At 69.5% G+C, this 22,098-nt stretch carries 21 protein-coding genes and 2 pseudogenes; 8 read left to right on the forward strand and 15 right to left on the reverse strand.

Annotated features, from left to right (window positions below):
• Nucleotides 1–110: 110 nt before the first annotated feature.
• Nucleotides 111–1,115, forward strand: a complete 1,005-nt coding sequence (locus ACIP84_RS04550; RefSeq protein ID WP_401794384.1) for a DMT family transporter — start codon at nt 111–113, stop codon at nt 1,113–1,115.
• Here the strand turns inward: ACIP84_RS04550 and ACIP84_RS04555 are convergent.
• The 5 genes from ACIP84_RS04555 to ACIP84_RS04575 form a co-directional block, all read right to left on the reverse strand.
• On the reverse strand, nt 996–2,441 hold the full coding sequence (locus ACIP84_RS04555) for a transglycosylase family protein (RefSeq protein WP_401794387.1): 1,446 nt from the start codon (nt 2,439–2,441) through the stop codon (nt 996–998). The two genes, ACIP84_RS04550 and ACIP84_RS04555, sit on opposite strands and share 120 nt — an antisense overlap.
• 384 nt (nt 2,442–2,825) lie before the next feature.
• Nucleotides 2,826–3,497, reverse strand: coding sequence for an arylsulfatase (locus tag ACIP84_RS04560; protein ID WP_401794390.1), 672 nt, complete (start codon nt 3,495–3,497; stop codon nt 2,826–2,828).
• The gene (locus ACIP84_RS04565; protein ID WP_401794393.1) at nt 3,491–3,835 is read right to left on the reverse strand and encodes a GNAT family N-acetyltransferase; all 345 of its coding nucleotides are present in this window, start codon (nt 3,833–3,835) and stop codon (nt 3,491–3,493) included. Before ACIP84_RS04565 ends, ACIP84_RS04560 begins: the two co-directional genes overlap by 7 nt.
• 27 nt (nt 3,836–3,862) lie before the next feature.
• Nucleotides 3,863–4,294 (reverse strand): aspartate 1-decarboxylase, encoded by a 432-nt coding sequence (gene panD / locus ACIP84_RS04570; protein ID WP_355967679.1) that lies wholly within the window; start codon nt 4,292–4,294, stop codon nt 3,863–3,865.
• Nucleotides 4,295–5,118: 824 nt separating this feature from the next.
• Entirely contained in the window at nt 5,119–7,359 is a 2,241-nt protein-coding gene (locus ACIP84_RS04575; RefSeq protein ID WP_401794396.1) for a hypothetical protein, read from the reverse strand.
• 1,119 nt (nt 7,360–8,478) lie between these two features.
• Here ACIP84_RS04575 and ACIP84_RS04580 point away from each other — a divergent pair.
• Nucleotides 8,479–8,979, forward strand: coding sequence for a DUF4253 domain-containing protein (locus ACIP84_RS04580; RefSeq protein WP_401794399.1), 501 nt, complete (start codon nt 8,479–8,481; stop codon nt 8,977–8,979).
• A 56-nt stretch (nt 8,980–9,035) separates the two neighbouring features.
• Here the strand turns inward: ACIP84_RS04580 and ACIP84_RS04585 are convergent, their stop codons facing one another.
• Both ACIP84_RS04585 and ACIP84_RS04590 read right to left on the reverse strand, forming a co-directional pair.
• Nucleotides 9,036–9,446, reverse strand: coding sequence for a hypothetical protein (locus tag ACIP84_RS04585; RefSeq protein WP_401794402.1), 411 nt, complete (start codon nt 9,444–9,446; stop codon nt 9,036–9,038).
• Between the two features lie 546 nt (nt 9,447–9,992).
• Complete coding sequence (locus ACIP84_RS04590) at nt 9,993–10,241, reverse strand: transposase (RefSeq protein ID WP_401794405.1); 249 nt, start codon at nt 10,239–10,241, stop codon at nt 9,993–9,995.
• 800 nt (nt 10,242–11,041) lie between these two features.
• Here ACIP84_RS04590 and ACIP84_RS04595 point away from each other — a divergent pair.
• Entirely contained in the window at nt 11,042–11,614 is a 573-nt protein-coding gene (locus ACIP84_RS04595) for an EF-Tu/IF-2/RF-3 family GTPase (RefSeq protein WP_401794408.1), read from the forward strand.
• A 6-nt stretch (nt 11,615–11,620) separates the two neighbouring features.
• On the opposite strand, the pseudogene ACIP84_RS04600 reads toward ACIP84_RS04595, so the two are convergent.
• The 5 genes and pseudogenes from ACIP84_RS04600 to ACIP84_RS04620 all read right to left on the reverse strand — a co-directional run bounded on the left by ACIP84_RS04600 (nt 11,621) and on the right by ACIP84_RS04620 (nt 15,338).
• Nucleotides 11,621–12,487: pseudogene (locus tag ACIP84_RS04600) on the reverse strand (IS5 family transposase).
• A gap of 53 nt (nt 12,488–12,540) precedes the next feature.
• Nucleotides 12,541–13,002: a hypothetical protein gene (locus tag ACIP84_RS04605; RefSeq protein ID WP_401794411.1), complete on the reverse strand. Its 462-nt coding sequence runs from the start codon at nt 13,000–13,002 to the stop codon at nt 12,541–12,543.
• A gap of 135 nt (nt 13,003–13,137) precedes the next feature.
• A complete protein-coding gene (locus ACIP84_RS04610) occupies nt 13,138–13,665 on the reverse strand; it encodes a hypothetical protein (protein WP_401794414.1) in 528 nt (175 codons plus the stop codon).
• A 48-nt stretch (nt 13,666–13,713) separates the two neighbouring features.
• Nucleotides 13,714–14,691: a tyrosine-type recombinase/integrase gene (locus tag ACIP84_RS04615; RefSeq protein ID WP_401794417.1), complete on the reverse strand. Its 978-nt coding sequence runs from the start codon at nt 14,689–14,691 to the stop codon at nt 13,714–13,716.
• The gene (locus ACIP84_RS04620; protein ID WP_401794420.1) at nt 14,688–15,338 is read right to left on the reverse strand and encodes a tyrosine-type recombinase/integrase; all 651 of its coding nucleotides are present in this window, start codon (nt 15,336–15,338) and stop codon (nt 14,688–14,690) included. Before ACIP84_RS04620 ends, ACIP84_RS04615 begins: the two co-directional genes overlap by 4 nt.
• A gap of 887 nt (nt 15,339–16,225) precedes the next feature.
• Between ACIP84_RS04620 and ACIP84_RS04625 the strand changes: the two genes are divergently transcribed.
• Both ACIP84_RS04625 and ACIP84_RS04630 read left to right on the forward strand, forming a co-directional pair.
• Nucleotides 16,226–16,702, forward strand: coding sequence for an ATP-binding protein (locus ACIP84_RS04625; RefSeq protein WP_401794423.1), 477 nt, complete (start codon nt 16,226–16,228; stop codon nt 16,700–16,702).
• 364 nt (nt 16,703–17,066) lie between these two features.
• Nucleotides 17,067–17,477, forward strand: a complete 411-nt coding sequence (locus tag ACIP84_RS04630; RefSeq protein ID WP_401794426.1) for an STAS domain-containing protein — start codon at nt 17,067–17,069, stop codon at nt 17,475–17,477.
• 305 nt (nt 17,478–17,782) lie between these two features.
• On the opposite strand, the gene ACIP84_RS04635 is transcribed toward ACIP84_RS04630, so the two are convergent.
• Complete coding sequence (locus ACIP84_RS04635) at nt 17,783–18,193, reverse strand: hypothetical protein (protein WP_355967731.1); 411 nt, start codon at nt 18,191–18,193, stop codon at nt 17,783–17,785.
• A gap of 213 nt (nt 18,194–18,406) precedes the next feature.
• Between ACIP84_RS04635 and ACIP84_RS04640 the strand changes: the two are divergent.
• A pseudogene (locus ACIP84_RS04640) lies at nt 18,407–18,496 on the forward strand (Ku protein); the annotation flags it as partial.
• Between the two features lie 35 nt (nt 18,497–18,531).
• Here the strand turns inward: ACIP84_RS04640 and ACIP84_RS04645 are convergent.
• A complete protein-coding gene (locus tag ACIP84_RS04645; protein WP_401794429.1) occupies nt 18,532–19,515 on the reverse strand; it encodes a CU044_5270 family protein in 984 nt (327 codons plus the stop codon).
• Nucleotides 19,512–20,180, reverse strand: a complete 669-nt coding sequence (locus tag ACIP84_RS04650) for an RNA polymerase sigma factor (RefSeq protein WP_401794432.1) — start codon at nt 20,178–20,180, stop codon at nt 19,512–19,514. The genes ACIP84_RS04645 and ACIP84_RS04650 overlap by 4 nt, the downstream gene beginning before the upstream one ends.
• Before the next feature lie 399 nt (nt 20,181–20,579).
• Here ACIP84_RS04650 and ACIP84_RS04655 point away from each other — a divergent pair, with 399 nt between their 5' ends.
• Complete coding sequence (locus tag ACIP84_RS04655; protein WP_401794435.1) at nt 20,580–21,032, forward strand: SsgA family sporulation/cell division regulator; 453 nt, start codon at nt 20,580–20,582, stop codon at nt 21,030–21,032.
• Nucleotides 21,033–21,228: 196 nt separating this feature from the next.
• A complete protein-coding gene (locus tag ACIP84_RS04660) occupies nt 21,229–22,089 on the forward strand; it encodes a Bax inhibitor-1/YccA family protein (RefSeq protein ID WP_401794438.1) in 861 nt (286 codons plus the stop codon).
• Nucleotides 22,090–22,098: the final 9 nt, after the last annotated feature.

Here is a 22,098-nt window from a genome sequence, read left to right on the forward strand (position 1 = left end):
GGTGTACATCTCCAGGCGTACGTGGGGCCCACGTACTGCGCCAGGTGTACCCGCGAAGACGTCCCCTGGTACGACGACGCGATCGGCCGGGAAGAGAGATCGTGGAAGGTATGAGTCCCCTCCTGCTGTCCGTCCTCCTGGCCCTGGTCTCGGCGGTCGCCTACGCGGCCGCGGCGATCGTGCAGGAGCGGGTCGCGGCCTCCGCCGCAGGTCCGCGCTACGCGCCGCTGCGCAGCCCGGCCTGGTGGGGCTCCGTCCTGCTCAACGGCGTCGGCGCCGCCCTGCACGTGGCGGCCCTCGCGTACGGACCGCTCAGCCTGGTCCAGCCGCTGGGTGCGCTCACGATCGTGTTCGCGCTGCCCATGGCCGCGCTGTTCGTCGGCCGCAAGGCCGGATCGCGGGCCTGGCGCGGCGCCGTGATGGCCACGGTGGGTCTGGCCGGACTGCTCAGCCTCACGAGCGGTGCCGAGGACAGGTCCCTCGCCGACGGCGATCGGTGGCTGCTCGCCGGCTGCACCTTCGGGGTGGTGGCCGTGCTGTTCGCCGCCGCGCACCTGGTGGGCAGGTCGGTGCTGCGCAGCGTCGTCCTGGCCGCCGCCGCGGGTGTCGCCTTCGGTATCGCCTCGGTCTTCACGAAGTCGGTGGCGGAGGAGTGGACGTCCGGCGCGCCGCTCGCCGAGTGGACCGCTCTCCTCGTCCTCTCGGCGCTCGCGGTGACCGGGCTGCTCCTGTCCCAGGCGTCGTACCGGGGCGCGGGGCTCGCGGCTCCGCTGGCCACGGTCACGGTGGTCAATCCGGTGGTCGCCGCGGCCGTGGGCCTGACCCTGTTCGGCGAGAGCTTCCGCTACGGCACGGCGGGCACCGTCGCCGCGCTGATCAGCGGCGCGGTGGCCGCGGGCGGCCTGATCCAGCTCACGCTGGACCGGATGACGGTGCCGGCCGAGTCGCCGGCACCGGGTCAGGGGCGTGCGCCGGACTCCGGACCAGCGGCGGGGTCAGAGGGAGACCCCGCGCGCCCTGAGGTAGGCCAGGGGGTCGATGTCGGAGCCGTACCCGGGACCCGTCCGTACCTCGAAGTGCAGGTGCGGTCCCGAGCTGTTGCCGGTCGATCCTGAGCGGCCGATGCGCTGGCCGGCGGTGACCCGCTGGCCCTCGCGGACGGAGAGCGCGGACAGGTGGGCGTACTGGCTGTAGCGGCCGTCGTCGTGGCGGAGCACGATCTGGTAGCCGTACGCGCCTCCCCATCCGGCGGAGACGATCCGTCCCCCCGCCACGGCCTTGACGGAGGTGCCGGTGGGCACGGGGAAGTCGACGCCGGTGTGGTAGCCGCTGGACCAGGAGGAACCCGGCTTGCCGTAGCGGGTGCCGATCCCGGCGGAGACGGGGGCGGAGTAGCGGTCCTCGGCCGCGGCGGGCGGCCGCGGCTTGGTGGCGGGCCGCGGGGCGGGCTTCGGCTTGGGCTTCGCGGCGGGCTTGGACGTCTGCTTCGGCACGGGTTTCGTGGCGGGCTTGGACACCTGCTTCGCCACGGGCTTCGTGGCCGGCCTGGACACCTGCTTCACGGGCGGCTTGGACGCGGGCCCGGTGGCGGGCTTGGTCACCGGCTTCGCCGCGGGCTGCTTGGCCACCGGCTTCGTGGTCGGCTTCGCGGTCGGCGGTGCGACGGGCCTGACCCGGGGCGCGGTGCCGGGTGCCGAGAGCTTCGGCGGGGTCGTCGCGACCGAGGGGGCCTTCGTCGGTGGCTTCGTCGGGGCGGCGATGCGCAGGGTCAGGCGCTGGCCGGGGTGGATGAGATCGGGGTCGTCGCCGACGACGGGCCGGTTCGCGTCGTACAGGCGCTTCCAGCCGCCCTGCACCCGCTCGTCGCGGGCGATCTTCGACAGGGAGTCGCCGGGCGTCACCGTGTACATCTCACGGACGGTGGGGACGGCGGTCGGGCCGACGTTCCTGGCCGGCCGCTCGGACAGGGCGCGCTGGCCTGGCAGGGAGGCGGTGCCGGGCGCGTTCCCGACGCGGGACGCCTTCGTGGTGCCCGTACCGGGGGTGATGTCCGGGGCGTCTCCGCCCCGCGCGAGCCCCGCGCCGGGGCCGCAGGACGGCCAGGCGCCCGGCCCCTGCCCCTTCAGGACCCGCTCCGCGATCGCGATCTGCTGGTCCTTGGAGGCGAGGTCGGCGCGCGGCGCGTAGTGCGTGCCGCCGTAGGCCTCCCAGGTGGACTGGCTGAACTGCAGACCGCCGAAGTAGCCGTTGCCCGTGTTGATGTGCCAGTGGGAGGTGGACTCGCAGGACGCGACCTTCTCCCAGACATCGAGCGAGGCGGCGTGAACGGTGCCCGCGCCGATGAAGGGCAGCGCCATTCCGGCGCCTCCCGCGGTGACGGTGAGCGAGGCACGGTTGATCCGGCTCGGCTGGTGGCGGCGGTGACGTCCGCGTACGGCCATGGGCCCCCCTTGAACACAGCAGCAGCCGTCCAAGTTAGGGGTGGCGCACGCTCCGTGACAAGGGATACGTCAAAGCCCAAGGCCCGTATGTCACCTTCCCGTTGACGCCGACCTCAGACCGGCGGGTCCCGGCTGGGGCTGAGGCTCGGGTTCCGGTACGGGTCCGCCGGGTTGCGGCGCCGGGCTCGGATCGGGGTCCGGCGGGACCGGAACGGGGTTCGGCGGAGGGACCGGCTGCGGTGTGGGAACCGGCGGCGGAATGGGCGAGGGGGGCAGCGGATCGGGGTACGGGTGGGTCATCACGGACCTCTCGGTCGACGGGTTCCTCCCTCCCCAGGGTGGCCCGGCGGGCGCCGCGGCGCCCGCCGGGCCCCGCCCTCCGGGTCAGCCGCCGGCCGCGCCGCCCGGACCGGACACCGCGTCGGCCGCGGCGGCGAGGCCGAGGCGTGGACTCGCCAGGACCGGGCGCGAGGTGGTCGTCCGCCCGACGGCGGCGGCCATGGACGCCTGCGCGAGGACGACGACGCCGTCCTCCGCCGGGGGCGCGCCGTCCACGGCCGCCGCCACGGCGTCGAGGTAGCCGTCCCGGTCCCCCGCCTCGAACAGCTCCCAGGCCCCGTCCACCACGACGGTGTCGATGATCGGGGTCTCTGGTGCCGCCTCCTCGGTGATGAGGTCGACGGTGGGGCCGAGGGTGGAGCGCAGTGCGGCCACCACGACGATCCTGCGGTACCGGGCGGCCTCGGCGGCCATCGGCCGGTCCACCCGGAGCACGGGTACGCCGAGGACACCCGCCTGCCGCTCGGCGATCCCGCCGAGCGTGGAACAGGTGCAGAGCACGGCTTCCGCGCCGTCCGCGACAGCCGCCGCGAGGGCGGCGGCCACCGACCCGGCGACCGCCTCCGGACCCGCCGCCCGGGCGCGTACCAGCAGATCCTCGTCGACGAGGTGGCGCAGGACGAGCCCGGGGTGGTGCCGGTCGCGGAGCCCCTCGAAGACGGGGACGTGGACCGGCGAGGTGTGCAGCAGGGCCAGGATGCCGGTCGCGGTCACCACAGGCCCGGGGTGGCCCTCAGCTGCAGCTTCGCCGCGTCGACCACCTCGGACGGGGCGACCGGCGCCTCGTCCGGGTGACGCTCGGCCCAGGCGGCGGCGTACGGGCAGAGCGGCACGACGGGTACGCCCTCACGTGCGGCGATCGCGTAGAGCTCGCGCACGAGCGCCCCGGCGATGCCCCTGCCCTCGTGGCCGTCCTCGACGACCGTGTGCACGGCGACGAGGGCGTGCGGCTCGGCGGTGAGCACGAAGTAGCCGACGACACCGACGTAGGTGCCGTTCTCGAAGGCCTCCAGGCGGCCCTTCGCCCGGTCGTCACGAATCTCCGGCTCGGCCATGCGGCGACGCTCCCTCGGGTGGATCGGTCAGCTGTGCGCGGCGGCGGGCACGGCGTGCGGGCCGCGCACCGTGTCGCTCCCGGGGACGGGCGCGGAGGCGTCGGTCCCCAGCTCCACGATGCGGTTGTCACCGTCGACGTGCACGACACGCGGCACGAACGCCCGGGCCTCGGCGTTCTCGATCTGCGCGTAGCTGATGAGGATCACGAGGTCACCGGGGTGGACGAGGTGGGCGGCGGCACCGTTGATCCCGATGACACCGGAACCGCGCTCGCCCTCGATGACATAGGTCTCGAGCCGGGCGCCGTTGTCGATGTCGACGATGTGCACGAGCTCCCCGGGCAGGAGGTCGGCCGCCTCCATCAGCTCGGCGTCGACGGTGACCGAACCGACGTAGTGCAGGTCGGCCTGGGTCACGGTGGCCCGGTGGATCTTGGACTTGAACATGGTGCGCAGCACTATGGACTCCTCGAAGACGGCTCCCTGCCTGCTTCGTGCAGGTCAAGGGCGGTCGCGACTCTACACCGGCACGCTCGAACGATGCCTGTGAGGAACATCGCTCCCGTCGGGCTGGACGGCTTCCTGCCTGAGGTTTCCCTTAGCAGCGGCTCCTGTTGGGACGACCGCTCCGGAACGCGCGGGGACTCATGCTGACCAGATGCTGACGTCGATGACGACACGTCAGTCGTCTGCCGGGCAACGTGTCGGGATCACGGGTGGATGAGGGACCCGCCTGCAGCGGTGCGGTCCCGAGGGAGGAGGTGGCGGCCGCGGATCTACCACGGCCTCGTGCCGAAGGAGGAGCTCGCGGCGCGACACCTCCCGGTCCGGTCGGACCCTGGCTGTTCGAGCGGCGCCGGACACTCGGCCGCCGACAGGTCCGCGCGTACACCGCCTACCGCACCCGCCTGGCCGCCGAGTACGACCAAGTGTGGGCCGCACCGTCGGCTCCGGCCTTCGTCGGGATCGACCGCTGGGGCCACATCACCGGAGGCATGGTCCCCGACTCCGTCACCCGCGCCATCACGCGCATCTCGACCCGGGCCGGGGTCCCGGTCGCCTGGACCGGCCACTCCCTAGGCATCGGCCTGGCGGCCCCCCGCCGATCATGGCGAGGGGCCTTTGACACCTAGCTCTGGCCCCTACAGGCGGTCACTCCCGACCGGGGGATGTGCCCCCTGAGCCGATCCGTGGGTGACGGCTTCCGCTCTGCATGGGGCTCCCCGTTCGCGTTTGGTCTCTTTGCCCTCAGACCGACCGCCGGCGGGGCCGCCGCGAACTGCTTATCCCTTCCAGCCCAGGTTGATCTCCCGCTTCGAACCGAGGCCTCCGTCAGCCGTTCCGGGGTAGAGGTAGGACTTGCCATCGGCCCATATGGCAACCACGTCTGGCAGGCCGTCATTGGTGAGGTCGCCGACACCGGTCATGTCCCGCACGATGCTCCAGCCGGTGGAGAGCTGATCTCGGGGGCCGAGGCCGCCCTGGACGCCGGGATACCGGTAGAGGACTCCGGCCTGGTCGACAGCAAGGAAATCGGGATAGGCGGGAGTGCCCGCAGGGCTCTTCACGAGGTCGCCCACGCCCGCGATCAGGCGCATCGCATCCCAGTTCGAGCCGATCACGCTCCAGGGGCCGAGGCCTCCGCTGGCGGTGCCGGGGTAGAGCCGGGCTTCGCCGGTGCTGAGCACGGCGAAGAGGTCAGGTATGCCGTCGCGAGTCATGTCGCCCGCTCCGGTCATCTTGATCACGCTGCCCCAGCCGGTGGAGAGCTGTTCTCTGGTGCCGAGGCCGCCCTGGACACCGGGATACCGGTAGAGGACTCCGGCTTGGTCGACAGCGAGGACATCGGGGTAGGCGGGAGTACCTGCAGGGCTCTTCACGAGGTCGCCCACGCCCGCGATCAGGCGCATCGCATCCCAGCTGGAGCCGATCGAGGTGCGGGGTGAGAAGCCTGCCTGGGTTGCGAGTACGGGGTCATCAGCGACGCCCTCATAGCGCACGAGGTTGCCGTTGCCCGGCCCGGCCTGAGTGGATGCCTGAGGCCGGACGGCGAGCATGTCCGGGGTGGCATCACCGCTGAGGTCTCCGCCCAGTCCGGTCAGGGACCGCAACGGTACGGGCGGCTCCGGCCACGGTATGCGGAAGACCGTGCGGAAGGTGACGGTCGTTTGCGTCACCTCGTTCCACTCGGAGCTCTTCTCGTTGACGTTCCACAGCTCGTTCGTCGCAGGCCAGTAGGAAAGGTTCTGGGCGTAGACGCCGACCCGGGTCCACAGGCGGACCGGCTCGTTCGGCCAGGCGTGGTACAGGCAGCCGACGATCTCCGACTTGCCGTCCCCTGCCTTGTAGCCCGGGCAGACCGCGGAGACGACGAACCGGCCCCGGTTCATGGCGATGCCCTGTGCACCGTTCACCGTTGAGGTGTAGAGCTGCGCCGGGCGCGAAACACCCTCTTCGAGCTCTGGGGAGGGGTCCTGCCACTTCGGGGAGTCAGCGAGGAGACCGGTGGCCGGATTCAGATTCCAGCGGGTGATCGTTCTCACCTGGTCGAAGGCCTGGAATGTGTCATTAGGGACCTCGCCTACCTCGGTGGTCACGAGCGCCGGCGTGGGGCCGCTCGTGTCGAGGGATATGCCGGCGAAGCACGGGGGTATCTGGTACGGCGGAGGCGGCTGGTCCTGCACGGGTTCGGTCACCGTGAACTGCGATCCGCAGCTTCCCGGTGTGAGTTCGTGCTCGTAGCTGTTGACCTGCGGAAGCGCGTACGTGTATCCCGCGGCCGAAGACGTCGTCCCTGACATCCCGACGCCGGGACCCTTGCTGCTCATCTTCCAGATCGTGTTGAGGTCGAAGACAGCCAGCCCCGCAGCCGTGGAGACGTACAGGTAGTTCTTGTACCAGGTCAGTGAGTCGGCGTGCCCCCTCAACGCGGCGAAGTCAGTGCTGGAGTTCGCTGTCACCAACAGTGCATGCCAGTACTTCACCTCCGGCTCCGTCGCATCCGACTTCGTCACGTCCGCGAACGTGACGCGCATCATCGCGTTATAGCCCAGCGGGTGACCCGTCGTCGTAGACCAGCTCGTGGCCACTACTCGACGTCTGGGCGCGAACGACTGGTTCTCGACGGCCTCGCCGGTACCCGTGAGGCCTTGCGGAACCCAAGTCTTGTCGGCGTCGTCCGCCGCGCTCCAGCAGAAACCTTTCGCCTGGCTAGCGTTCGTCTGGTGACACAGTGAACGCCCCTCCACCTCCGATGTGGTGTCTTCAAGAACGTCGCGGAGCTCCACGACCTCTGCGACGCGATCCTTCAGCGTGAAGTTGTTCTGAGCGAAGTACGTACGACCGCGCTTCCTGGGTCCCGTCTCTGTGGAGATGAGCTTCCAGTGCTCGCGGCTGTCGTCATCGGTCGCTAGCGGGACGATGGTTCCGGCCACTACGGAGCCGTTCGGTACGGGCGCGGGGACGGTATCGGCTGCCGCCTGCGGCGCCAGAACCCCTATGACTGCCATCACGGACAGGGCCACGCTCCCTGTGCGGACCTTCCAATTCTTCAACTACGGTACCCACTCGTTCATATGATCGGTGATCAAACGTTCGAGATGGTACGTCAGGCGATCACTGGGAAATCTGACGGGTAGCCATCTGGCGGCCGTGGGCGAGCGGGGCGACGTACGTCGACCCTCCTCATCGCCTGGTGACGGCGGGCCGCTAGCGCTTCACGCGATCGCACCGCCCAAGGGTGCGGTGGGCACGTTGGTGGTGGACTGCGCGCGGAGAACTGCGGTTGCAGTGCCTTCCGATGGCGACGGTGCTGCCGGTCGGAGTAGTCCGGCAAGGGCGAATCCCTTATGGCCGGCGGCACTTGCACTGCGGTCAAGGATGTTGACCGCGACGCCTCCAACGACGAACACATCAGAATCAGCTGGACGCCGACCTGCCACGGGGGTGCGGGCGACACCCCCACGGGGCCTGACTACACGGCCTGGCCCCGCAGCGCCCCGGTCAGGTGGGCACCCTGGGCACCCTCACGTAGTCGATCCAGGGTTCCCGAGGGGAGGATCTCGCCAGCCTGACCGGCTCCCCCGCATGCCACGCTCAGTGAGCGTGGGAAGCACCAGCACCTACTCGGACACGTTCACCGCGCCCACGCGAACTCGTCGGACTCCTCGTTGGCGTCGCGGTCATCGTCTCCGGAGGGAGTCTCGGTTCGGCCGGAACCACTGCCACCTCGCGTGGGTGGAGGTATGGGTGGTGCGAGTTGCGCCGGTGGAGTTTAGGGTCCTCATCTCGTGACATCGTTCCTTCATAGGCCGCTTCATTCCTCCGACGATCTCTTTCGTCGTTTGAGGGGCTGCTTTCCCGCAGCTGAGGTCGAACGGGCTGTGACGGCGGCGGGTGTGGAGGTCCTCGGTGTGCGCGTGCCGCGCGAGCGGGCACGGGATGTGTGGGAGGAGTGGCGTGGCCGGCACGGCGAGAGTGGCTGGTGGCCGTACATCACACTGATCTCGCCGACCGATATGGCCGAGAGGCGCGCAGAGTTGGGGCGCGACGACGGTGTGCTGGAGCATTGGGTCAGGGAAGCTGTGTGCCAGGACCATGACGCAAGGGCGGCGTCCATACTGGTGTCGGCTTGCCGGTGGGCCGTGGAAGAGACCGCCAACGTGGACGACGACCTGGACCTCTGGCGGTCCGTCTACGACCCCGACCGGCTGGCACCACTGCTTCAACCTCCGGTGGAACGGCCGCTGCGAGGGGTGTCGCATTGGGCGACCGGCACCCGGGACTTCTTCACGGAGGACCTGCGGTGGTTGCATTTCGTGGCCGCGCGCGGCGGGTACGAGGTTCCGGTGCTTCTGCCGTTCCTCTACACGACGTGGAACTGGTCCGGATACGCCGACCGTGGCCTGACACCCCTCGACGCCTCCGCGCTCCTGCGTCGCTGGCACGAGCAGTGGGGCGCCGAGCTCTTCTTCGCCATGGGCCCCCGCCTGGAGCTGGTCGTCGACCGGCCACCCCTGGACCCAAGGGGCGCCGCGCAGGCCGCCACGGAGCTGCACGCCTACTGCATTGACACCGTGCAGGACTCGGTGGAGGCCGGCGACACGATGGCCCGCTCGACGATGTGGTCACTCTGGTGGGACTGAAACAGACTGGAGCCCCCGACAGGGCGGTGTGCGGCTGACGGTCCCACACCGCCCTGTCAGTTCGGAATGGGGAAGCAGACCTTCTGGTCGCTCCTGCAGATCTCGGCCTCCGGGGCGAACTCATATCCGCGCTCGGGGTAGTCGTATGTCAGGAAGGTGACCATTCGGCCGGAGGGGAACCTCGCGACCGCCTGGTGGACCGGCCCCATCCCCTTACCGGGTTTGACGTGGTCGAAACGCTGCGGGCCACCCTCGGCGATCACGAAGTGCACTCTGCGGACCTCGGCAGCATTGTCCTCCCTGGTCACCCGGTCAGACTCGCCCGGGAGCATGAGAAGCAGTCCGGGCGCCGGTGCCTTCTCAGGGAGTTGGTCGCACGTGTACGAGCTGTAGCCTTCCCGGATCTTGCCGTAGCAGAAGGTGCGACCGTCAGACATCCAGGCCAACTCCCCGTTCTTGGCGTCCATGCGATGGATCACGACCACCTCGTCGGCTGGTGGAACCTCGTGTCCTGGCGGCCTTTGGACCGCGAATGCCGTGCGCAGAAAAGCACGGTCACGGCCGCCAGCCCCCGCCTTCCCCAGCGGCCGCGCCGGCATCCTGTCGTATGGCCGTTGCTCGACTTTCGCTCGTGGAGCGACCGAGGGCTTCACGGCAGCGGATTCCGAGGCTCCCCGTGACTGTTCCGGCCCCGACGTGCAACCAGCCAGCGCCACCAGCAGCGTGACTGCGGCGCTTATGAGAAACCGCTCTCTCAAGACCCCTCCCCCGGGCGTCAGATCTCGTCCGGCAGACGATAGCGCCGAAAGCGTCCCCAACGGTGACTGCCCGGCAGGGAGCGCCCACAGCGTCGCAGACGGCCATGGTCTACAGGGTTGCGGCCACCTGGCCCGGGGAGCTGGGGACCTGGGTCAGTGCCTCCGGGCGGCGAAGAGCCCGAGTCCGTGCGGCGGCCCAACGAGCTCGTGCATGATCAGGGGCGAGACGATGAGGTTCCCAACAAGGCTTGGTGTTCACATCTGCCGTGCGGGCAGCAGGTCTGCCGCCTGGTGGTGGGAGAGCAGGCCGGCGACGGCCTGGATCATGTCGCTCACGTGCTCGCGGCGGTCGAGGTGGCGGGTCAGTGCCCGCCAGTTCTTGAGGTGGCCGATGCCGTGTTCGACGGGGATCCGCCTGGAGGGGTGGGCCATCCGCTGGCGGTCGTGGATCTCCTCACACCAGCCCGGTGCGTTCTTCTTGAACTTCCGGTGTGGTGGCGTCACGACGCGTCCGTCGGTCTGTGCTCCGAGTCCTTGGTAGCCGGCATCGGCAAGGATCTCGACTGCTGCCCGTCGGCCAGGAGTTGACCCCCGACGGCGAGGAGATCAAGACATCATCCCGAGCAACGGCGGCGAGCCGGCCTCTGCGTATCCGTATCCACGACCGCCCTGGTCCGGGGTACAGCGGCCCCCGCAACGCATTCGCGCTGTTGGACGCGGTGCGGGTAGCGGCGCGAATGCGTTGCGGAAGGCCATCGCACGCGAGGCGGACCGGGAGGCGGACCGCGAACCGCAGAGGCGGGCGCAGAAGGCCGCCGAGAAGGCCAGGACGGAACCTGGGTTGGATTCCCAACCCGGTTGATTGGAAATCCAACCCAGGTTCCGGGGCCGACCTGCAAGATCACGTTCCCGTTCGCTCACGTGCCATCTCCCGTCCGTCCCAAAGGCTGAGGACTCCCGCGCGCGAGCGGTTCCACCACGGATGGAGGGACGGCCGGGGGCTGCGGCGTCATCGAGCACCAGGAGCACGGGCCGGTGACGGCTGGAGGTGTCGGCGTACACGTGGACGTGCCCAGTCACGTACGGATGAACGAACGTGCCCACCTCCGGACGTACCGACGGTTGATCGTGGGCAGTCTGCTGTCGGCCTGTCGGCGGCCTTGAGCTGACGGACCATGTCGTCGTCCCGCCGGCTTCCTAGGGCCTGTCCGATGGGACGCAGCACCGATCGGGCACAGGGTGGCCAGTGATCGCTGTTAACCTCGGCAGTCCGTTGATGGCTGGTCATTGGGAAGGGAGCCCAGATGGAAGCACCGGGCAGGCCGTTCCTGATGCATATCGGAGATCTCTTCTGGCAGAACCAGGGCAGGGTGGTCATGCTGGCCGGCCTGATCGAGCGCGGGCGGGTTCGTAAGGGCGATGCGGTGGAGATCGTCGGTTTCGGTGGGGCCGTACTCGTCGCCGTCGAAGAGATCGAAGCTTCGCGGCGGTATGTCGACGAGGCGATTGCAGGCATGAACGTGGGCCTGCTGATACGTGGGGCGGCAGCCGGCGCGGTGGAGCGGGGGCAGGTGCTGGCGGCACCTGGCTCAATCAGCGGACACACCCGTTTTGCCGCGGACATCACACTCTTGTCCGAGGAACACGGTGGTACTGAAGTACGCGCTGGTGAGCGACTCCACTTCCACTTCGGCACTGCCGCTGTAGCGGGAGACGTGACGCTTACCGGGGGATCGGATGTGTTGAATCCGCTCCACCGAGGCGACGTGACGATCACGCTCGAACGGCCTGTCGCCTTGGAGGAAGGGCAGTCCTTTGCTTTTCGGCACCGCGGACGGGCTGCTGGCTCAGGGAGTGTGATGCGCCTTCTCGACTGAGCCTCGTCAACGAAGCCAGAGCCGAATCGTTGCGGCAGCGACCGTGCCATGGAAGACATAGACGCGCTTGTCAAAGCCTGTCGCCACGGCGCGTGATCTCTTGAGGCTATTAATCGTTCGTTCTACCTCGTTCCTGCGGACGTACTTGGCCCGGTCGAAGCCGTCAGGTCTCCCTCCCCTGATGCCACGCTTCTGTCGATGGTCTCGCTGATCGCGGCGTTCGGGAATGGTGTGCTTGATCTATCGGCGACGCGGGTAACGGCGGTTGCGAGGGGAGCTGTACGCCTTGTCCCCGCTCAGGTGGTCGGGTCGAGTGCGAGGATGGCCGCCGGCCGGACGCGGTACGCGAATACGCTCCAGTACAGGGATCAACTGAGGCCCGTCGCCAGCCTGACCGGGTGTGACCAAGATAGCCAGCGGCCGCCGACCACCTTCGCCCGCCAAGTGGATCTTCGTGGTCAGCCCTCCTCGGGAACGGCCCAGCCCCTCGTCGCCCCGATGATGGGCAGGCCGGGCCCGTCTGCCCGGAATCCGTGGAGGCGCCCCCGGGGCGCCCGCCGCACGGCACACCGTCGAATCCAAGCCCACCATGGACCAGTCGATGCGGCCATCGGCATCAGCCGCGATCAAGAGGGCCTGCAGTATCCCGTCCCACGTGCCGTCCGCCGACCAGCGGCGGTGCCTGTCGTGCACCGTCTTCCAGCTCCCAAAACGCTCTGGCAAATCCCGTCAGGGGATGCCCGTCCGTTGCCGGAAGAAGATGCCGTCGATGATCACGTGATGACTCTTCCACCGTCCGCCCCGTCCTGCGTTCTTCGGCAAGTGCGGCTCCAGCCGAGCCCACTCCAGGTCTGTCAGATCGCCCCGCCCCATGTGGGACAGAACGATCCGGGAACGCGCCCGTCACCTGACCCACCGGACACGACCTAGCAACGCTGGCGGGCGGGCAGTCCCGCTCGGGCCCGCCAGCAGTCCGCGTCGCGAGGGTCGGTCAGCCATCCGATCACACGCTCAGCGCCTGTTTGGAAGGCGCCAGGCAGCGAGTTCTCCTCGCCGACGACAAGCCTGAGGGCGTCGACGTCATGGGTGGCGTGATCGGTGTCGCACCAGCAGGCCACGTTCACCGCCGCGTCGACTGCGAGCCGGCCTCGGTCTGTCCACACCACCTCAAGCCGGAACTCCAACTGATCGGCCCCAGCCCCATGCTCGACGACATCCAGGCCGAGGATGATCGGCGTCCACGGCTGCGTGCCTGGGAAGACCGCGTGCTGCAGTGCCCATTCCCACTCCGCCCTGTCTCCGTCGACGCGAGCCGTATCGACGGTCCGAGCCGCATGCCTCAGGGATTCCACGTCGGCAGGCGACAGAAAAGGGAAGAGCGTGGTCAACGGGACGTCGTGAAAGGCACCTCGGTTCATGGCCATGCGTCGCCGAGACCGCGACTATGCCGAGAAAGCTGTCGGCAAGCCTGAGCGGGGCCGTGCGGCGGCTGCTGTGCTCGGCATAGTGGATGGCGGGATGATCTATCCCGCCCAGGGATTCGGGCCCTGCTTGAGGACGACGATCCCGCATGGCTGGTCGGCGGGCCAGAGGTCGATCCGATAGAGGAAGTGATCGCCGGGGCCGCCGTTGGTGTCGACGGCCGGTGGGTCAGTCGGGATGTAGGAGACCCGGGCTCGCAACAGCCCAGCGGGAACGGTCATGCTCGGTCCGTCCTCCGGGTGGACTCCCGGGCTGGACACGGCGAGTTGGCCAGTCCGGGCAGCCAGGTCCACCTCCACGATGTGTTCGGCCGCCGACTCGATCATTGGCGCGGACGTGTGGATGGTGATCAGTGATTCGACCATGTCATCCCGTGCGGTGCCGACGGAGATCGAGTGCGGTTCCACCCCGATGCGGTGAACGTGTACGGCTTCGTCGGTCCAGCCAGCCGGCGGCAGGTCCGGGTCCATCGCGTGCTCGGCCATCCACGCGTCATAGGGTTCAAGGTCTTGGACATAGAACTGCCCGTGATCGGCATCGATCAGGAACTTCAACGATTCATCAGCCACCGCCGCAGGCTATCGAAGCGGACTGTCACCCCCGGCTCCGCTCACGACTCACAGGCGGTCGAGGAACGCGAGGACCTTGTCGGTGGGCTGGTAGCGGCCGGGGCGGGCGGTGACCGGTGCAGTCAGGGAGAGCGCCTTCTCCTTGATGGTCATGTCAGCGTGGACGTAGGCGTCGGTGGAGCGGACGCCGGCGTGTCCGAGCCAGAGCGCGATCACCGTGGTGTCGACACCGGCCTGGAGCAGGGACATCGCGCAACTGTGGCGTAAAACGTGCGGGTGGACGCGTTTGTCCAGGAGGGTCGGGCAGGCTTCGGCGGCGGCTCGGACGTGGATGGCCAGGCGCTGGGCGACGGCGTCGCGGGTGAGGCGCCGTCCGGTTCGGGTGCAGAACAGCGGATCTCCGCGCTTGCCGGAGCGTTCACCGAGCCAGGCCCGCAGCAGGTCCTGAATGCTGCGGTCCAGTGGGACGGCGCGGTGTTTGCGGCCTTTGCCCTCGCAGCGGACGGACTCGCCGTCGCCGAGGGTGACGTCGTCGCAGTCCAGGCTCGTGAGTTCGGAGACTCGCAGGCCGGTCCAGACGGCCAGGGCCAGCATCGCCTTGTCCCCCGGCCCTCCCAGCGCCGCGGATCCGGCGCCGCCAACAGGGCGTCGACCTCGGCGCCGGTCAGGAAGGTCACTCCTCTTGTCGAACCGCTTGGGCGGGATGTCGAGGACGCGTTGGATCAGGAGGGCGTGTTCGGGGTGTTGCAGGGCCGCGTAGGAGAAGAGGGAGCGGATCGCGGTCAGCCGGACGTTTCGGGTGCGGGCGCTGTTGCCGCGTTCGTCCTCCAGGTAGTTGAGGAAGGCGGAGACGGCGTCGGCGTCCAGGTCGGTCCAGTCCAGCCTCTCCGGGGCGTTGCCCGTGCGCTGGTGGACGAACCCGAGGAGGAGTCGGAGCGCGTCGCGGTGGGCGGCGACGCTCACCTGGCGTTGGCGGACCAGCCGGTCGGTGAAGAACGACTGGAGGGTGGGAGCGATCGAGGTCATGGCCGTGCCGCCTTTCCGATGCCCTGGCGGCGGGCTGCCGCCAGGGCCAGCAGTTCCGGTGCCGCTGACAGGTACCAGTAGGTCGAGGACGGTTCCCGGTGCCCGAGGTAGGTGGACAGCGACGGGATCCTCGCCTGGATGTCGACGCCGGTGCGATACCAGGTCAGCAGGGTACGGACGGCGAAGGTGTGGCGGAGGTCGTGCAGCCGGGGCGGGTTGGGGGCACCGGTCCCGACACCGGCGCCGGCCACCATCTGCCGGAACGTGGGGGCGACGACCGCGTAGATCAAGCACCGCCGGGTCCGCGAGACGAAGAACGACGGGTCCGTTGGACGTGGCGAGTCCCGGTCGCGGAGGTTGTCGTAGGCGCGGCGCGCGTCAACGCTGCTGGCGTCCAGGGGAACCAGGCGGGACGTGCCGAACTTGGTCTCCCGGATCCGCAGCACGCCCTCGGCCCAGTCGATGTCGTAGTGGTCGAGCTTGATCGCCTCCCTGACCCGCAGCCCGGTGGCGGCGAGCAACCCGACCAGGGTGCGGTAGGTGGCCGCTCGCAACGGCGGGCCGAGCCTGTCGGCCCGCCCCATCACCGCGGTGACGTCGGCGTCGGAGTAGATGAACGGCTGCCGCCAGCGCTGCCGGTGCGGCATTCACACCCACCGGTGCGGAGGCTCCAGCCCTGCCCGCAACCTGAAGACCCTGGTCCACGACACCCTGGCCTACAACCAGAAGCATCCGGGATACGGCTACTTCGGCGACCCTCGACGACCTTTGCCTGACCGGCATTACGGTGCCCTCATCGCTGCGGACCTCTACTGAAGCATCCTGCGGCATCCAGTTCGTTCATTCGCATCTCCCGAAGCACCGGCGCCCCAGGACCGGCCCGGGGCCCAGCGGGCTACCCAGCCGGTGCATGCGGGGGCGTCCGGCATCGGGGACGTGCCCGGCGTAGTGCCGAAAGGCATCGCGCCGCACTCATCGATCAGTCAGACGTGACCGCGCTGGGGCCCGGCGACGACCAAGTGCCAGTACATGCCGCAGCATGGGGGGCAAGGGCGGGGCTGGCCTTGGCGGGTCTTCACCCGCGACAGTGTCCACCGTTGATCAGCCCAGCCATGCGCCAGCGGCCCACATTCCAACTCGCGCTCCAGCCGCGCCATTTGCGTAACGCTCAGCCTCGGCCGCCCCGGCGAGCTGGTACCCAGGGCCGCCCCGGCCGGACTCCGGCCCGCGCAACCCCGCACCTCCGGGGATCGAAAGGGTGCCCAGAGGCGGTCTCCCGTGGGGTGGGTGGTTCGGCCGGTCCAGGCCCTCGATTCGACAGTAGGACCCGGGACTGACGCGTCGCGGGCCTGCGGCCTTCCCCCGCCGCCGGCCTGCGGTGCTTCGACCGCCCCGCCCCGTACCCCTTTCGGGGCCGGGCGGTCGTATTGAGCCTCTGGCCGGTAGAGAGTGGCCAGGGGCGGCGGGTGTGTGCCCGGCGATCGGGGGTATCCGGAGCGCCGGACGTGCACAACTTGACGGGGGATCGGGCGGTATGGACTTGCAGACGTGGTATGAGGACCGCCGGTTGTTCACGGAGCAGGCAGTCTCGGTTTCGGCGGCATTCGAAGGCAGCGAGGACATTGCCGTCTCCCGTGCCATGAGCCAGGACTTCTTGCACTCGCTCCAGCGCGTGCACGGCCTGCCGGTCTCCGAGCGGGCCATGGCCACCGTGCAGCTGGTGGTGAGCGAGCTGGTGACGAACGCCCGCAAGTACGCCCCCGGCCCGTGTCTGCTGACCCTGGAACTGCGCGAAGGATGTGTGGAGGTGACCGTCTGGGACAGCAGCACCGCCGTGCCGCTGTGCATGGCGCCGGACCCGGAACGGATCGGTCAGCACGGCCTCGAGATCGTGATGGCCGTGAGCCGTGGTTTCGAGGTGCACCGCGAACCGATCGGCAAGCGTGTCAAGGCGACCCTCGTCCTGGCCGACGACCCGGGCGGCCACCCCGCAGGCTGGCAGACCATGTGATTCACCCTGTTCTCACGTCAGTCCAGGCGCTACGGCCAGCACGCATCAAGCGGCTTAGACCCGCCTGATGCGGGGATCTGCCTCCGGAAGGATTCTCAGGCGCGGCGCCCACACGAGAGCACCGGTCACGTAGGCCCGCAGTCCCCATTCCGCCCCGTCCCCTCTTTCCGACGGCTTTGACCTGCGGGGTGTGCATTCCGGCTCGGTGGAGAGGATGGTGGGGGACCGGACCGATCCGGGTCCCGCCGGCGTTCCACCTTCCCGCCCGCGGTGATGTCGCCTCGACGCCAGGCCCCGACGCCTGGCACCCCGCGGAGGCCAGCGGGCGCACCATGCCGGAGGGCTCTCCGCACGGATCGAGGCGATGCCCGTGATACCCGACCGACCCCAGCGCGACAGACCCCGCACCCCCCTCCACTTCATCGACGGCGTCCCCGCCTGGCGCCCCGACGGAGGCCACGCCCTCGTCCGCTACGCCCCCGTCGGCTCCCCGACGACGGCCGCCCTGGTCCTCACCGGGGAGTTCGATGCCGACACCGTTCCCTGCCTGCACGAGGCTCTTGAGGCGGTACGCACCCCGCAGATCGAGCTGGTCCTGCTCGATCTGGCGGCCGTGCGCTTCGGCGACTCCGCGTTCGTCCACGCACTGACCGACACACAGTGCCGGCCCGAGCGGCACGTCCTCATCGGCCCGCTTCCCGGACCGCTCGCCCGCCTGCTCGACCTCACCGGCACCCGGCACGCACTCGACATCGGCCTCGACAACGCCGCCTGAAACCCAGCAATCCAGGAAGCCGACTTCCCGCCCCGGCCTCAACCGCCGCGCCAGCCGACTGGTCCCGCGGCCCTGTCCCTTGGGGTCCGCGCACATCCCGTGGCGCGGGGAGCGGCGCCCTCCCGCCGCCATCCTGTCTCCGCTCCCTCCACGGGCCTGATGCTGCCGGCTCTGAAGAGGCTTCGGCCCACCGGCGGGGCACAGACGCCTCCGCTGCGGGTGTGACCTTCGTTTTGCGGGCACAGGCTCGAATTGGGGCAGTGCGTTGCCGTGCTCCCCCGTATTCGGAGTGCTTGGGGGTGGCGTCAGTCGGCCGTGATGCTGGCGAGGGCGCTCTGGAGTCGGCGGATCGCGTCTTCGGCTTCGGTGTACTGCTGGGGTTCTGGGGTGATGGCGCCGAAGGTCGGGCCGTCTTCAGATGGCAGGGCGCGCCAGTGCAGGACTGGTGTGAAGACGGTGACGGCTGCGCCGAGGAACCAGGCCAGGCGTCCGTGTACGTGGGCGAGGGCGATGGCCAGAGCGGCGAGTGCTTCCCGCAGGTGTGCCAGCCGGTCGACCGTGGACAGCGCCTCCTGAGAGTGTGGAGCGCCGATGGCGGCTTGCAGGTCGGCGGCCGCCTTCGCAGCGACAGCACGGTCGTCGCTGGTGGGGACCCACACCTGGGCGCGGATCTGCTGCTCGGCTTCCTCCGCGAGGTTCACGATGACTGTCCGCATGTCCACGTCCTTCACTGTATGCCTGTGAGCGCAGTCCTTACAGTGCGCATGGGGCGGGGCGACCTGTTCGGGCCATGCTCTCGGACTTCTAGAGGGCTACGGATTGTCGGGGCCGCCCGGACAAGGTGCTCTATCCGGGGGCGTGCGATCACGGTGGGAGTCTGCTTAGCCTGAGGGCGGACCCCGGGGGGCGTCCTGGAGGAGTGCGACTGGATGCCCCGAGCCATGTGGAACGGCGCCATCTCGTTCGGTCTGGTCACCGTGCCGATCACCTTGGAGCCGGCGACCGAGTCGCATGACGTGCACTTGCCCACGATGTAACCGCTGCGGCAACGGCCTTACGGAGTCTGGCCAGCCTCGGTGACCACGCCGCTGCTGACGAGGGCGACGGAGGTGCCGGCCTTGCCCCAGGCGTTGTCTTTGACGAGGACCGTGCGCTCGCCGAGGAGCCGGGCCGTGCCCGTGTCGAAGATCCATTCCGTACGTTCACCGTCGTGCACGCGGGCGACAGCGATCCCGCGGCGCCCAGCGGCGTCTACGGCGTCGGGGGCGACATCGACTCCCGGGGTGAGGGCAGCGGCGCGGTAGAGCGCGGCAGTGGTCGCAGGCGGAGTCACTCCGCTGCGCAGGAGATCGCCGATCGTGACGAAGGCCTCGTGGTCCGGGCCCGTAGTGGAGCCCGAGCCGGCTCCATGGTTCCGCTCCGCGTCGTCACGGATCTGCTTCAGCAGGGCCTCGGGATCGGTCGGCAGGGCGGCCAGAAAGTTGTAGGTCGGCGAGTTGAGGCTGCCAGGAGCCTCGGGTAGCAGGCTGTCCTTGCCTGCCTTGCGCTGCAGAGTGCGCTCACTGCCGTCCACCGACGTCCACTGCTCCATGGCCTCGTCCTGGCGCAGGAGCTCCATCTGGCCGGCCTTGTTCTCGGACAGTACCGACGTGTGGCCGACCGTCCTGACATAGACGTACTGCCCGGCGACCACCTTCACCGGCGACGTCGCGCCGGCGGCCAGGGCAGCCCTCTCCACCTCCTGAACCGATGCGGCCGAGGCCGGCGGCGCGTTGTTCGGACCGCCGGTGGTTCCGGAACCGAGGCTGAGGACGACGATGCCCGCACCGGCGGCCATCGCCGCACCCAGCACCAGAACCATGCGTCGCCTCGGCCGCAGAGCCGGGCGAGAACGGACGTGGGTCTGCCGGTCGATTTCGCTCAACAGGTGCCGACGCCGGGCCTCCGTCCGTCCAGGCGCGGGTTCCGGGTAGCCGGCCGGCGGTAGCACCCGCCCCGCCTGCTCACGCTCTGCTTGTTCCCGCTGCTCCGGATTCATCGCGTACCCCTCCTGTGGGAAGCGCGGACTGCCGCCACTCCGCTACCCGGTATGTGTCCGCTGCCGGTCCGCGGTTCCACATCCGCCGCCAACTCCTCGTCGACAAACCGGCGCAGCTTCTCTCTCGCACGGGAGAGCCGCGACCGCACGGTTTCCACCGGAATCCCCAGCGCCTCAGCGGCCGCCGCGTATCCCGGGTCGGACCAGACCACCAGGGTGAAGACCTCGCGCTCTGAACGCTTCAGCCGCTGCAGCGCACGGGCCGCGGCGGCCAGACGCTGTGCGTCGGCCAGCTGCCCCATGACCCCCTCGTCCGAGAAGTCGGGCGACGTCTCTGGCAGAGACAGACGGGCCATCGCCTCCCGATGCCGGCGGGCCGACCGGGCGGTGTTGCGCATGACGCTGGTCGCGATGCCCAACAGCCATGCCCGGACGCTTCTGACCTCGTCGCGCAGCTTGTCCCGTAACCACCAGGCCTCCAGAAAGGTGAGTGACATGACGTCCTCGGCGAGGGCCCAGTCCCCCGTCGTGCGGACGGCATGGGCATAGACGACGCGCGCATGCTCGTCGAAGATCTCGGCGAACGCCGCCCGATCACCGGACCGGACGCGTTCATTGAAGGGAAGCTGCAGCAAGAAGTGTCCGCACAGCACCGTCGGTTCCATCTCTCTTCCGCCAGAAGCAGAGACGGGGCAGGGCCAACGTCACTGTCCGCAGCTGCTGTCGGCCCACGGTATGCCACAGGCGCTGGGTGGCGTGCTTGACGGAATGGTCGGCTGGCATCCCCGGCCCGCGGTTCCTCGCGAGCCGCACGACGTCCTGGCGGAAGTCAGGCCGCCAAAGGCACGGTGGCTGTCGCCTGATGCGGCGGCGAGGTCCGCCACGTCTCCTGGGACGCAGAAGATTGACTGACGACACGCCCTGCGCGGCCCCCGCCACGCCTGACGGCACCGTCAACCGCCGAGAACGGGATGGCCCGTCGACCGTCAACTGACCGATGTGGGGTGTCCGCCTCCGTCGAAGAGTGAGAGGTGCAGATCTCGCTCTACAGAGGGAAACCCACCATGCATCGTGACCAGCCGTCTTTGCGTGCTCGCTCGACCCCGGACCTCGTGCCGCCGCTGTACCTGGACCTCGACCAGATGCTCGACGAGTTCACCCGGCTGCCGATGCGCGCGAAGTTCCTCTTCGACCCGGAGATGGCCGCGGTGATCACGGTCGAGTTCCTCGCGGAACGTGGCCCCAGCCTCATCTGGCACATCGGACGCGAACTGCTCCACCTCGGCGTCACGTCGATGAGCGGTACCGGCGACGTACGGATGTGGCCGACGCTGGACCGCGAGCGCCCCTCGTCGTGGCTGCTGCTGGAGTCCGAGGAGGTGGAGGCGCTGTTCGAGGTACCGGCCGAGCCGCTGACGGCGTGGCTAGCCGCCACGTACCGGATCGTCCCGGCCGCTATGGAGATGGAGGGCCTGAACTGGGACGGCTTCCTCAGGAGCCTCCTCGGCAGTCCATAGACACCGGCCGGCTGACGGTCGGCTGTCCCGATCGCTCCGCCTGCCGGAACTTGCCCTCCCGCGCGTCACCTGTCAGAGTGGTGACGCAAAGGTTGTCGCCAGATACGCCGGCGACCCCGGCACACGTGTGCCGAAGCGGGCTCCGCCACAACCCTTTGCAGCGGGCCGCGCACGGCGGCGGACGAGGAGGAACGACGTGAGGACCAGGACCAGCAACCCGATCTTCTCCCGCTGGGGCGCCACGCGTGACGCCGGCCTGGCAGGCGCGTACGAGCGCGAACCGGTAGGGGCCGCGGCCGGCCGCCGGCTGGCGGACGAGTACGCGACCAACCCCTACGCCTCCCCCGCCGGCACGGGCCACCAGGCCGGCCCGAACGCGATGACCATGGACGACGTCGTCGTCCGCACGGCCACGACCCTCGGCTCCGTGGTACTGGCCGCCGTCCTCTCCTGGGTCCTGCTGCCCGTCGACGAGGCGAACCTCGGCCGGTCCTACGGCATCGCCCTGGGCGCCGCCCTCGGCGCCTTCGTGCTGTCGCTCGCCCAGACGTTCAGGCGGAAGCCGACCCCGGCACTCATCCTCGGGTACGCGGCGCTGGAGGGCGTGTTCCTCGGGGTGCTGTCCAGCACGCTGTCGACGTACATCGCGCCGGGCGTGGTCGTCCAGGCGGTGCTCGGCACCTTCGCCGTCTCCGGGGCCACGCTCCTCGCCTACCGGATGCGATGGATCCGGGTCACCCGACGGTTCACCGGCTTCGTCCTCGTCGCCGCGACCGGTTTCCTGCTGCTGCTGGTCGTCAACGCCCTCTTCGCCGCGTTCGGCGCCGGCAACGGCCTCGGCTTCCGCAGCGGAGCCGTGGGCGTCGCCTTCGGCATCATCGGCATCCTGCTCGGTGCCGCTTTCCTCGCCCTGGACCTCAAGCAGGTCGAGGACGCGGTCGCCTACGGCGCCCCGCGCGAGGAGGCGTGGCTGGCCGCCTTCGGCCTCACCCTGACGCTGGTGTGGATCTACCTGGAGGTGCTCAACCTGCTGACGATCTTCAACAGCGACAACTGACTCCGCCGA

Origin of the sequence: Streptomyces sp. NPDC088707 (genome assembly GCF_044752725.1) — a bacterium.
Lineage (GTDB): Bacteria > Actinomycetota > Actinomycetes > Streptomycetales > Streptomycetaceae > Streptomyces.